At 60.3% G+C, this 12,097-nt stretch carries 9 protein-coding genes; 5 read left to right on the top strand and 4 right to left on the bottom strand.

All coding sequences use genetic code 11. The annotated features are described in order from the left end of the window. Positions 1-3 precede the first annotated feature (3 nt). Both recA and alaS read left to right on the top strand, forming a co-directional pair. Positions 4-1,101: a recombinase RecA gene (recA, locus tag B8746_RS15350; protein WP_084394581.1), complete on the top strand. Its 1,098-nt coding sequence runs from the start codon at positions 4-6 to the stop codon at positions 1,099-1,101. 154 nt (positions 1,102-1,255) lie between these two features. Continuing rightward, positions 1,256-3,913, top strand: coding sequence for an alanine--tRNA ligase (gene alaS, locus B8746_RS15345; protein ID WP_084394748.1), 2,658 nt, complete (start codon positions 1,256-1,258; stop codon positions 3,911-3,913). Here the strand turns inward: alaS and B8746_RS15340 are convergent. Together B8746_RS15340 and trhO are read right to left on the bottom strand one after the other, a co-directional pair. Continuing rightward, positions 3,910-4,557, bottom strand: coding sequence for a glutathione S-transferase (locus tag B8746_RS15340; RefSeq protein ID WP_084394580.1), 648 nt, complete (start codon positions 4,555-4,557; stop codon positions 3,910-3,912). The two genes, alaS and B8746_RS15340, sit on opposite strands and share 4 nt — an antisense overlap. Beyond that, positions 4,554-5,495, bottom strand: coding sequence for an oxygen-dependent tRNA uridine(34) hydroxylase TrhO (trhO, locus tag B8746_RS15335; protein WP_084394747.1), 942 nt, complete (start codon positions 5,493-5,495; stop codon positions 4,554-4,556). The genes B8746_RS15340 and trhO overlap by 4 nt, the downstream gene beginning before the upstream one ends. Positions 5,496-5,614: 119 nt before the next feature. On the opposite strand from trhO, the gene purQ reads away from it, so the two are divergent. Next, positions 5,615-6,277, top strand: coding sequence for a phosphoribosylformylglycinamidine synthase subunit PurQ (gene purQ / locus B8746_RS15330; RefSeq protein WP_084394579.1), 663 nt, complete (start codon positions 5,615-5,617; stop codon positions 6,275-6,277). 2 nt (positions 6,278-6,279) lie between these two features. On the opposite strand, the gene B8746_RS15325 is transcribed toward purQ, so the two are convergent. Next, positions 6,280-7,461 (bottom strand): GNAT family N-acetyltransferase, encoded by a 1,182-nt coding sequence (locus tag B8746_RS15325; RefSeq protein ID WP_084394578.1) that lies wholly within the window; start codon positions 7,459-7,461, stop codon positions 6,280-6,282. Positions 7,462-7,614: 153 nt separating this feature from the next. Between B8746_RS15325 and B8746_RS15320 the strand changes: the two genes are divergently transcribed. Then, the gene (locus B8746_RS15320; protein WP_158084661.1) at positions 7,615-8,853 is read left to right on the top strand and encodes a DUF3089 domain-containing protein; all 1,239 of its coding nucleotides are present in this window, start codon (positions 7,615-7,617) and stop codon (positions 8,851-8,853) included. Positions 8,854-8,931: 78 nt separating this feature from the next. On the opposite strand, the gene B8746_RS15315 is transcribed toward B8746_RS15320, so the two are convergent. Beyond that, the gene (locus B8746_RS15315; RefSeq protein WP_084394576.1) at positions 8,932-9,525 is read right to left on the bottom strand and encodes a hypothetical protein; all 594 of its coding nucleotides are present in this window, start codon (positions 9,523-9,525) and stop codon (positions 8,932-8,934) included. 150 nt (positions 9,526-9,675) lie between these two features. On the opposite strand from B8746_RS15315, the gene purL reads away from it, so the two are divergent. Then, complete coding sequence (gene purL, locus B8746_RS15310) at positions 9,676-11,883, top strand: phosphoribosylformylglycinamidine synthase subunit PurL (protein ID WP_084394575.1); 2,208 nt, start codon at positions 9,676-9,678, stop codon at positions 11,881-11,883. Positions 11,884-12,097 lie beyond the last annotated feature (214 nt).

Genomic DNA, 12,097 nt, shown 5'->3' with positions numbered 1-12,097 from the left:
CTCATGGCCAAACCCGCATTGCAACTCGTGGACAAGGAATCCGGCGTGGACAAGCAGAAAGCACTCGAAACCGCCCTCGCAAATATTGAGCGGTCCTTCGGCAAGGGCTCGGTAATGCGGCTCGGCGACAAGCAGACAATGGATATCGAGGCTGTCTCGACCGGTTCGCTTGGCCTCGACATCGCCCTCGGCATTGGCGGCCTGCCAAAAGGCCGGATCATCGAGATTTATGGTCCGGAAAGCTCCGGTAAGACGACCTTGTCCCTGCACGCTGTGGCCGAAGCTCAGAAGAATGGCGGTGTCTGCGCCTTTGTTGACGCAGAGCACGCGCTGGATCCGGTCTATGCGTCGAAACTCGGCGTTGACCTCGATGACCTGCTCGTCTCGCAGCCTGATACGGGCGAACAGGCGCTTGAGATTGCAGATACGCTGGTGCGGTCTGGCGCTGTCGATCTTCTGGTCATCGACTCTGTTGCGGCGCTGACACCGCGCGCGGAAATCGAAGGCGAGATGGGTGACAGCCTGCCGGGTCTTCAGGCCCGCCTGATGAGCCAGGCGCTGCGCAAGCTGACGGGTTCGATTTCGAAATCGAAATGTATGGTGATCTTCATCAACCAGATCCGGATGAAGATCGGCGTGATGTTTGGCAGCCCCGAGACGACGACGGGCGGCAATGCGCTGAAATTCTATTCCTCGGTCCGTCTCGACATTCGCCGCATTGGCGCGATCAAGGACCGTGATGAGGTCATCGGGAACCAGACGCGGGTGAAAGTCGTCAAGAACAAGGTGGCCCCGCCCTTCCGCCAGGTCGAATTCGACATCATCTATGGCGAAGGCATCTCGAAGACCGGGGAGCTGATCGACCTTGGCGTCAAATGCGAAGTGATCGAGAAGTCCGGCTCCTGGTACTCCTACAAGGAAGACCGGATCGGTCAGGGCCGCGAGAAGACCCGCCAGTTCCTGAAGGACAATCCCGAGATCGCTGACGAGATCGAGACCGAGATTCGCAAGCGCTCCGGTCTGCTGTCCGATGTCATGCTGTCCGAGGATGGAGACGATTCGGGGAGTTCCGACGATATCGACGAGGCTGAAGCAGGCTGAGGCATGTAAGCCGCACTGCAATTGAATGGGCCCTGCGGCGCGCCTGACGCTTGGCGCGCCGCAGGGGACTCTTTATATCCCCAGTTTCAATGTCGATTGTTCGCAGCAGACTGCGCGCTCGGCTGATAGACCGACGGGGCCAGGATTAAACACAATGACAAGCGTCAATCACCTTCGCGAGACTTTCCTCTCCTATTTCGAGAGACAGGGCCACACCCGCAAGGCGTCGGCGCCTCTGGTGCCGGACAATGACCCGACCCTGCTTTTCGTAAATGCCGGCATGGTCCCGTTCAAGAACATCTTTACCGGGGCAGAAACACCATTCGCGCCGCGCGCAGCCACGTCGCAGAAATGCGTTCGCGCTGGCGGCAAGCACAATGACCTCGACAATGTCGGGTATACGGCGCGCCATCACACCTTCTTTGAAATGCTCGGCAACTTCTCGTTCGGAGATTATTTCAAGGACGACGCGATTGCATTTGCCTGGGAACTGGTCACCAGGGAGTTCGGCCTGTCAAAGGATCGGCTTCTTGTCACCGTCTATGCCGAGGACGAAGAAGCGGCCGACATCTGGAAGAAGGTGGCGGGCCTGCCCGATGACCGTATCATTCGCATCGCGACGAGCGACAATTTCTGGTCAATGGGCGATACAGGGCCATGCGGGCCATGCTCTGAAATCTTCTTCGATCATGGTGACAAGATACCTGGTGGTCCTCCGGGGTCTCCGGATGAGGATGGCGACCGGTTCATCGAAATCTGGAATCTCGTCTTCATGCAGTATGAGCAACAGGCCAATGGTGAACGCATAAATCTTCCCAAGCCCTCCATTGATACGGGCATGGGGCTGGAGCGCATGGCCGCCGTCCTGCAGGGCGTTCACAACAATTACGAGATCGACCTTTTCCAGAAACTGATTGCTGCGGAAGAAGACGTCTACAAGGCGAAAGCGGCCGGCGACCAGCTCGCCTCATTCCGCGTTATTGCGGATCATCTTCGCACGTCTGCCTTCCTGATTGCCGACGGCGTGACGCCGTCGAATGAAGGGCGCGGCTATGTGCTGCGCCGGATCATGCGGCGCGCCATGCGTCACGGTCACCTCCTCGGCGCGCGCGAACCGGCCATGTTCAGGCTGGTGGGCGCGCTCGCCAGTGAGATGGGCGAAGCCTATCCGGAACTCGTTCGGGCACAGCCAGCCATTGAAGCGGCGCTTGAGCAGGAAGAGGCTCGCTTCCAGCGCACGCTGGGCCGCGGCCTGGCCCTGCTTGACGAGGCGACCGAAGGCCTTGCCGAAAAGGACGAACTGCCGGGCGAAACGGCGTTTCGTCTCTACGATACGTTCGGCTTTCCGCTGGACTTGACGCAGGACATTCTTCGCGGCCGGGGCATGAGCGTCGATACAAAAGGCTTTGACGACGCCATGGCGCTCCAGAAGCAGGCTGCGCGCAGTGCCTGGGCGGGCTCGGGCGACGCCGGGTCAGACGCCATCTGGTTCCGTGTGCGCGACAAGGTCGGGCCGACCGAATTTCTTGGATATCAGGGGGTCGATGCAGTCGGCACACTGAAAGCCATCGTGGCCGATGGCGCAATGGCGGACGCTTTCGAGGGCGGCGATTGCGAACTCGTCTTCGACCAGACGCCGTTTTACGCCGAAAGCGGTGGTCAGGCCGGCGATCATGGCGAGGTTCACTTTGACAATGGCGCTCGCTTTATTGTGCGCGACGTCCAGAAACGCGCCGGCGATGTTCATGTCCATATTGGTGAATTGACCGATGGGGCCGTGAAGACCGGCGATGCGGCAAGGCTCGTGGCGAGCTTTGAGCGCCGCCAGCGCATCCGCGCCAATCATTCTGCGACGCACCTTTTGCACGCCGCCCTGCGCAGCGTGCTGGGCGCGCATGTGACGCAGAAAGGCTCCCTGGTCGAGGAAGACCGGCTGCGCTTTGACTTCTCGCATGGCGGCCCGCTCACGCCGGCTGAGATCGAAGCGATCGAAGAGCAGGTGAACGCCGTCATTCGCCAGAATGATGAAGCAAAGATCCGCGTCATGGCGCCAGACAAGGCCATAGAGGCCGGAGCCCTGGCGCTCTTTGGCGAAAAATATGGTGACGAAGTTCGCGTTCTTTCGATGGGCCAGTCCCTCGAAGCGGATGAGCGCCCATACTCGGTCGAATTGTGCGGCGGCACACATGTGTCTCGCACCGGCGATATCGCGGCCTTCGTGATCACGTCCGAAGGCGGGGTGTCAGCGGGTGTGCGCCGGATCGAGGCTGCGACAGGCGCCGAAGCGCTGTCCTTCCTCAAGGGCCGTGCACAGGTCGCGCTCGATCTTGCTGACCAGCTCAAGGTCCCTCTGAAGGATGTCGGGCGCAAGGTTGCGTCTCTCAGCGAGGAGCGCCGCAATCTCGAACGCGAACTGGCGGACGCCAAGCGCAAGCTTGCCATGGGCGGCGGTGGATCATCCGCGCCCGCCGGGCCGGAGGAGATTGGCGGCTTCAAGCTCATCGCCCGCGTGGCGGACGGTGTTGGCGGCAGGGACCTTCGTGGCCTCGTCGATGAAGCAAAGTCGAAACTCGGCTCCGGCATTGCTGTCTTTGTCGGCGTCAATGAAGGCAAGGCTGCTGTGGCGGTTGGCGTCACAGACGATCTGACCGGCAAGGTCTCGGCCGTCGATCTCGTGCGTGTCGCGGCTGCTGAAGTTGGCGGCAAGGGCGGTGGCGGCCGGCCGGACATGGCGCAGGCCGGTGGCCCGGACGGTGACAAGGCAGATGCTGCGCTCGATGCGGTCCGCAAGGCGCTCGCTGGCGAATCCTAGGCTGGGAAAACCGGTTCGCTGTCTCCGGTCTTCCATTGCGCAAATTTGGGCATGATCGCCTTAAAGCGTTGGCTTTCGAGGTGTTCACCCAACCAGCGCTGCAAGGCCGGGTAGGGCTGCGTGTCGAACCAGGCGCGGTCAGTATTCGCGAACTGGCGTAGGAACGGCATGATGGCTAGGTCGGCCAGCGATACGCGATCGCCGAAGAGCTGCGCGCTACCGGTCAGGCGTTCATTGAGCGTCACCAGGAAACCGGTCGCGGCGGTTCGATGATCCGCGGCGACAGCGCCTTCATACCTGTCTGGATATTTGTAGCGATCAAGATGATGCTTGAACGGTCCGTCGCAAGCCGCGATCAGCGCCAGCATGTCGTCGAGCGTTCCCGTTTCCGGTTCCAGCAGGCTTTCCGGATCGGCTTCGCCCAGGGCGTGACGCATCACATCAAGGCTTTCATCAATGACCTCGCCCGAGCTGAGCTGAAGGACCGGAACCGTCGCTTTGGGTGAAATCTCGAGCATTTCCGCGGGTTTGTCCCGCAGCACGACTTCGCGCAGCCGACATTTGAACCGCGCAGACTGAATGGCGAGGCGGGCGCGCATGGCATAAGGGCAGCGCCGGAAGGAATAGAGGATGGGCAGGCTCATTCGCCTGCCGTTTTCACCCTTGTTCGCCCAAGATGCAATTCGCCCCGCTGCTTTGCGAGTGCAATCTGGCGCTGGCGTTCCTGAAAGCGGGCCCTTTGCTCATCGGTGAGACGGTCATGGCAGGCCGGGCAGGAAAGCCCTTCGACAAATCGCTCATCCTTGCGCTGTTCGGCGCTCACTGGCGTCTTGCAGGCATAGCAGAGATAGAAAGTGCCAAGCTCAAGACCATGGCCGACTGAAACGCGGTCGTCGAAAACGAAGCATTCGCCCTGCCACTTGCTGTCCGTCTCCGGCACGGTTTCGAGGTACTTCAGAATGCCGCCCTTCAGGTGGAAGACCTCGTCGATGCCTTCCGATTTGACAAAGCTCGTGGCCTTTTCACAGCGTATCCCGCCGGTACAGAACATGGCGATCTTTGGCTTGCGCCCTTGTTCTTCCAGTTTGGCGCGAAACGCGCGGAACCAGTCGGGGAACTCTCGAAAGGCGCGGGTTTTCGGGTCGATTGCGCCTTCGAATGTCCCAATGGCAAATTCATAGTCATTGCGCGTGTCGATCAGCACAGTGTCCGGATCCGAAATCAGCTCGTTCCACTCGTGCGGGTCGACATAGCTGCCGACAAGTGCGTTCGGGTCTGTGCCGGGAACGCCCATGGTCACGATCTCGCGTTTCAGGCGCACCTTGAGTCGCAGAAACGGCATCTCCTCAGCATGGCTTTCCTTGTGTTCAAGGTCCGCGCAGCCGGGGAGCGAGCGCAGAGCCGCCATGGCCTCATCAAGGGCAGGGCCTTCGGCGGCGATCGTGCCGTTAATGCCCTCTGAGGCCACAAGGACGGTTCCCATGGCGCCTGCCTTTTCGAGGGCGGCAAGCACGGTTTCGCGGACCGCTGCGACATCTGCGAGCGGTGTGAACTTGTAGAAGGCGGAAACACGGACGGTCATCATGAGGGCTTATGCCAGAGCTCTGCGAGCGATGCCAGATTTGCGCACAGGTGCATCATTCGGGGGTCGACCGCATTCGCATATTCCCAAAGCACCCGACTCCCTGCTAATGGGGCGGCATGAAGAGCGCAGTGATTGTTTTCCCAGGGTCGAATTGCGACCGCGACGCCCAGACCGCGCTGGCGGACATTACCGGCAGCGCCCCTGAAATGGTCTGGCACAAGGATGGCGACCTGCCGGACGATGTCGATCTCGTCATGGTACCGGGTGGCTTTTCTTATGGTGACTATCTTCGTTGCGGCGCGATGGCGGCCAATTCGCCGGTGATCGCAGCGCTGAAGAGGCATGCGAACCGGGGTGGATACGTGCTCGGCGTTTGCAATGGCTTCCAGATCCTCACCGAGACGCAGCTTCTGCCGGGGGCACTCATCCGCAATGCCGGGCTGGAATTTGTCTGCCGGCCGCAGGATTTGACCATCGAGAACGCCAATACGGCCTATACCAGCGCCTATGGTGAGAGGAAGGCGATCTCGATCCCGATCGCTCATCACGATGGGAATTATGTGGCTGATGACGACACGCTCGACCGGCTGGAAGGCGAGGGCCGTGTGGTCCTGCGCTATGCCGGAAACCCGAACGGATCGGCGCGCGATATCGCCGGCATCCTGTCGGATAATGGCCGTGTCATGGGGCTCATGCCGCACCCTGAGCGGGCCATCGGCGGCCATGAAGGCGGCAGCGATGGGCGCGGCATGTTCGAAAGCCTGATGGGCGCGATCTGACGTCAGGCCTTGGAGCGGCGCTCAACAAACCCATTCGCAGTATGGGAACGTTTCGCGGTGTTGACCTTCCGCGCTTTTCTGCGGTCAGGCGTGACCCTGAGGGCGAAGAAGAAATCACCCTCGTGGCCGGTTGGCACCCAGCGCTTTTCGAGCTCTTCCACACCCTTTGCAAACCGACCGTGCGCGCAGTCATAGCTGAGCTGACGACGGATTCTGACGCCTGTCCCATCAAAGCAGACCTCTTCGAAGCGGTCCGAATAGGGCAGCTTCACACGCGACAGACGGTGCTGCCTGGCAAGTGAACGGGCGGTCCGGATGAGCGGTGGGATGACCCGTGCGCCATCGCAGCCCGGCAGGATTTCAAGGTCGATGATGTGAAGTTCAGCCGGTTCGAAGGCATTCGGCTTGGTGATGATGACCTGCATCAGGCCTTCAATCGCATCCTCGGCGACGAGCGCCAGCAGCGCTGAGCGGCCAGGGGCGTCGGGATCGCGCTGCTGATAGGCGTAGACTTCAGGCGAACGAACTGGCGCGATGGGATGAGCACGCGCCAGCCCCTTGTCGAAAGCCCGGATCATGTCGGCATCGCGAGCGCCAGACGGGTTTAACCAGACAATGCCGCTGGAAAGGTTTTTCGGCCGCGACAGGGATCGCGCGCTACCGGCATGTTTTTCATTGCCCGATAAACGGACATAGACAGACTGGCGGCGCGCGAGCCGTGACAGGGCCATGCCAATCGCCATGGTTACGGGACGCACAGGCCACTCCAGGCGCTTGCGACCGTTGGGACCAAGCCATGACGTTAACCCCATACGCTTGTAAAAGCGGCCAGCCACCTCATTGTTGTTCAGTGAGTAGATGGCCGCGAAACGGTCATTGGCGAGCGTCTTTCTGGCGAGCGTGAAACCCGACCCGCGGCCCGCCTTGCTTGATATGAATGTGTGCCCGGATGCTGCAAGTATCCGCTGATTGCCATAGTGAAATGAGCGTGCCTGCGTTCCGATCATCGCAATGATCGTTCCATCACGTTCGGCGACGTAGCCGCAGGGCAGGTCTTCCTGCTCAGGGTTCTCAAACAGGGCCCAGTGCCACCCTTCGCGGCTGCGCGGCGGAAACCCGCACGCGTTCGCAAGGTCAACAACCCCCTCAACGTCACTTGGGACCAGTTCCCTGTACGTCGTCATCTGCGTTCCCTTTCGAATAGAAGGCTAGCAGAACAGGTCTCAGATCCTCTGAAGGTGATGCGGTAAATTTTACCGATCCCGAAAAGCTTTTTGCGTGTCTGTATGATTGTGGTTAATAGAGTAGCCTATCGTGAAGGTCAGGGAGGAATGGCTATGAGAAGACGATATGGTGCGGCGCTTGCGTCAGTGGCACTGGTGGCTGCTTGCGGCTCTGCTGGTGGCGACCCGGTCGAGGCCGATGCGGCAACAGCGTCGCCTGCCGAAACCGAAGCGGCGGAAGCAGAAACCGATGCGCCTTCCGCAAGCGGTGCCTTCGAAGTCGTCGACTATTCGGATCAGGCAAGCTGGCTCTGCCATCCGGAGAAAGCCAATGATGCTTGCGACGTGGACCTCACCTATACCGTGGTAAATGCCGATGGCACGACATCTGTAGAAGCGGTCGAAATTGCCGAGAACCCGCCCATTGATTGCTTTTACATTTACCCGACCGTCTCCATGGATGAGACACCGAACAGCGACATGACGGCGAATGATGAGGAGCGGCGCGTGGTGGAGGGCCAGCTTGCGGCCTTCGCGCAGGAATGCCGGATCTTCGCTCCGCTGTATCGCCAGATTACGGTTCCAGAACTGCGCCGCGGTTTCGGCGGGCAAGGCTTCACGGCCTCCATCCCCATGCGCTGGTCGGATGTGACCGGAGCCTGGAATGAATATGTCGACAAGTTTAATGATGGCCGCGGGGTGGTTCTTCTCGGCCATTCGCAAGGGTCCAGCCTGATCCAGGAGCTGGTGAAGCGCGAGATTGTCGGGTCCGAGATGGAAGACAGGATCGTGTCTCTGATGCCGACCGGCATGACCACGCACCTTGATGGCGATACCGGCGCGTTCGGGCCGTACCCGCCCTGCAAAGCGATGGATCAGACCGGCTGCATCATCGCATATTCCTCCTATCGATCGACACTGACGCCGACTGAGGGCGCGCTGTTTGGCGGCAAGAGTCGGACCGGCAAGTCGGCCCTGTGCGTCAATCCGGCCGAGCTGTCCGGTGACAATGGTGTGCTAGATGCGCGCCTGTCGGCGCGAGGCTGGTATGGCGGAGAGCCGTCAGAGTTTGTGAACGGCGAAGGCGTGGACACGCCATTCGCCGCTGTTCCGGGGCTGCTCACCGCTGAATGCGTCGATAATGGCGAGTATTCCTATCTGGAAATCACGGTGAATGGCGATCCATCAGACCCCCGCGTGGATGACATTGTGGGCGATGTGACGGGGCCAGACGGCGTGAACGCCGGATGGGGCCTGCACCTCATCGACATGCATGCGGCCATGGGCAATCTCGTGAAGATTGTAGGCGCCCAGTCCGATGCCTGGATGGCGGCTCACCCGGCTGACGAGTAATTCCAGGGCTGACAACAAGAAAAGCGCCGCCTCGATCAATCGGGGCGGCGCTTCATTTTCTGAGGAATCGGGAAAGGCTTATTCTTCCTCGGTCTCTTCTTCATCGGCGGGCGACGTGTAGACGAAGGCGCCGCGGCAATCTGAAACCAGCGCGCGCACTTCATCGGAGGTCGGAATGACCGTGACGTCGCCGCTATCGGTGACGATACGGATATCGCCCCGGGCGCTCGCCAGCATGACTGCGAACGGGTCGTCTTCGCCAACCGTGATCGTAACTGGATTGTCGCCAGCTGGACCGTAGGATTTGGAGCCGGCCGAGGTGTAGACCGAAATCGAGTCGCCAACATCTTCGAACGCCATGAAACGATGGAACATGACACCGTTTGCGGCGTCAGAACCGCGATCCTGACAGCCGACACCGGCAATCTGTTCGCCAGTAGCGCTTGTGAAGACGAGCGTTTCATTGCCGCCAATGCGGGTTGCGGTCCATTCGCCTTCAATTTCTGAAGCCTCAGTCGAGGTGACGGCAAACTCGTTGCTGACCGGCGTAACGGTTTCGCCCGGCTCGCTGTCTTCCGGATATGGTGTCGGCATCCGGGCTTCCGGATCGATGCGTTCATTGCCGCAGGCGGCCAGCATGACCGGCAGCAGGGCCAGCAAAGCAAGTCTCATGGGGGCACTCCTTGATGTGTTTTCCGTCTCTGACTTAAGCCAAACCTATCAACACGCTCAAGGCCTTTAAGTACAGAGTGGTTTCACCGCCTGCAGTAATTGAGGCGAATGCGACTGGCGACTCGCCGCGCTTGACGCTAAGGAGCGGGCATGACGGACACATCTGCCATTCTTGAGCACCTGAAAGCTGAGCAGACCGAAGCCGATGCGGCCGGTCACGGGATCAACGCTGAGGAATGGGACCGGCTGATCACACGCCTTGGACGCAATCCGAACCTTGTCGAGCTTGGCATCTACTCGGTGATGTGGTCCGAGCATTGCTCCTACAAATCCTCGCGCCGGCACCTCTCAAAGTTCCCGACCAAGAATGACCGCGTTATTCAGGGGCCTGGTGAGAATGCAGGCGTCATTGATATCGGTGACGGGCAGGCGGCGATCTTCAAGATGGAGTCGCATAACCACCCTTCCTACATCGAGCCCTATCAGGGCGCAGCGACAGGCGTCGGCGGCATCCTGCGCGACGTGTTCACCATGGGCGCGCGTCCGATTGCACTGGTCAACGCACTGCGCTTTGGTTCGCCGGATCATCCGAAGACGCGCTCGCTCGTGGCCGGTGTGGTCGCGGGCATCGGCGGCTACGGCAATTGCGTTGGCGTGCCGACGGTGGCCGGCGAGACGCAGTTCGACGAAGGCTATAATGGCAATATCCTCGTCAATGCGATGGCCGTCGGCCTCGCCGATCAGGACAAGATTTTCTATGCGCGCGGTGCAACGCCCGGCAATCCGATCTTCTATGTCGGCTCAAAGACCGGCCGGGACGGCATCCACGGCGCGACCATGGCGTCTGCGGAATTCTCCGAAGGTGACGAGGAAAAGCGCCCCACCGTGCAGGTCGGTGACCCATTCACAGAGAAGCTGCTGATCGAGGCGTGTCTTGAGCTGATGGCGACCGATGCGATCCAGGCGATTCAGGATATGGGCGCAGCCGGGCTGACGTCTTCCTCCGTCGAGATGGCAGACAAGGGCGGCATCGGCATCGAGATGGACCTCGACAAGGTGCCCCAGCGCGAGACCGGCATGACCGCCTATGAGATCATGCTGTCCGAGAGCCAGGAGCGGATGCTCATGGTGCTGAAACCCGGCAAGGAAAGGGTCGCCAAGGCCATCTTCGACAAGTACGACCTCGACGCCGAAGTCATCGGCATGACGACCGATACCGGCCACATGGTGCTGAAGCAGTTCGGTGAGGTCGTCTGCGACATCCCGGTGCCGCCGCTTGCCGAGGACGCGCCGAATTATGACCGGCCATGGGTGGAGCCCAAGAAACGCGCGCCGCTCGATATCTCGAAATATCCAGAGCCTGAAGATTATGGCGAGGTGCTGCTGAAGCTGATGTCCTGCCCGGACATGGCGTCGAAGCGCTGGATCTGGGAGCAGTATGACCGCCACGTCATGGGCGACACGGTCGACAGTTCCCAATCCATGGGCGATGCCGCGATTGTCCGCATCCACGGCACGAACAAGGCGCTGGCCATCTGTTCCGATTGCAATCCGCACTATGTCGCGGCCGACCCGTATGAAGGCGGCAAGGCGGTTGTGGCCGAAGCGTATCGCAATCTCTCAGCAGTTGGCGCGACGCCCATCGCGATCACCGACAATCTCAATTTCGGCAACCCGGAAAAGCCCGCGACGATGGGCTATATCGTCAAGGCGATCGAAGGCATGGCCGAGGCGTGCAAGCAGCTCAATTTCCCGGTCGTCTCAGGCAATGTCAGCCTTTATAACGAGACCGATGGTGTCGCGATCCCGCCAACGCCGGTCGTTGGCGGTGTCGGCCTGATCGAGGACATCTCGAAGATCGCGACCTTGAAAGGCGCGCAGCCGGGCGACGTGCTAATCCTGATCGGCGAGTCCACGGGCCATCTGGGCGCTTCGCTTTATGCGCGCGAGTGGCTGGGCCTGAAAGGCGAAGAGCTTGGTCCGCCGCCGCCAGTCGATCTTGCGACGGAAGTGCACCATTCCGAGTTGGTGAGGGGGCTCATCGAAAGAGGACTTGTAACGGCCGTCCATGATGTGAGCGAAGGCGGCGTTGCTTGCGCCGCAGCTGAAATGGCATTGTCAAATGGCACTGGAGTGCAACTGGACGATACGGTCAGTTCCACACCTTCTGCGATGTTCGGTGAGCGCGGCGCATCATTCCTGATTGCAGTTTCTCCTGAAATCATTCGCCAATATCACGTCGAAACAGAGCAGTCTGTGCGCGTTGGGGAATTCGGGGGCGACAGCATTCTTGGTGTCCCGCTCGGCACCCTCCGAGCGGCACATGAAGGCTGGTTACCGCGCTATATGAAGGGCTGAGGCGGTTAAGCCCGCCATTGTCACAAAATTTTTTTGTACTTTTTTTCATCTGAATCGTCTCCTGAAACGTAAGTTTTCATGAGAGGCAGATGATCAGGGCGCCTTCGTCCCCCATCCTGCGCCTTGCTATCTCTCAATTCGCGTTGGCCCCTGCAGGCTGTCCCCCATCCCTCAATGCTTGCAGGGCCATCGCGATCAGGCGGGTCCCCGGCCT

This window comes from Henriciella pelagia (assembly GCF_002088945.1).
GTDB lineage: Bacteria > Pseudomonadota > Alphaproteobacteria > Caulobacterales > Hyphomonadaceae > Henriciella > Henriciella pelagia.
This window is presented reverse-complemented; position numbering and strand designations above follow the sequence as displayed.

Coding starts and splice junctions, on each gene's coding strand:
- alaS (WP_084394748.1), top strand. CDS start 1,256: ATGACAAGCGTCAATCACCTTCGCGAGACTTTCCTCTCCTATTTCGAG.
- B8746_RS15320 (WP_158084661.1), top strand. CDS start 7,615: ATGAGAAGACGATATGGTGCGGCGCTTGCGTCAGTGGCACTGGTGGCT.
- trhO (WP_084394747.1), bottom strand. CDS start 5,495: ATGACCGTCCGTGTTTCCGCCTTCTACAAGTTCACACCGCTCGCAGAT.
- B8746_RS15325 (WP_084394578.1), bottom strand. CDS start 7,461: ATGACGACGTACAGGGAACTGGTCCCAAGTGACGTTGAGGGGGTTGTT.
- purL (WP_084394575.1), top strand. CDS start 9,676: ATGACGGACACATCTGCCATTCTTGAGCACCTGAAAGCTGAGCAGACC.
- B8746_RS15315 (WP_084394576.1), bottom strand. CDS start 9,525: ATGAGACTTGCTTTGCTGGCCCTGCTGCCGGTCATGCTGGCCGCCTGC.
- recA (WP_084394581.1), top strand. CDS start 4: ATGGCCAAACCCGCATTGCAACTCGTGGACAAGGAATCCGGCGTGGAC.
- B8746_RS15340 (WP_084394580.1), bottom strand. CDS start 4,557: ATGAGCCTGCCCATCCTCTATTCCTTCCGGCGCTGCCCTTATGCCATG.
- purQ (WP_084394579.1), top strand. CDS start 5,615: ATGAAGAGCGCAGTGATTGTTTTCCCAGGGTCGAATTGCGACCGCGAC.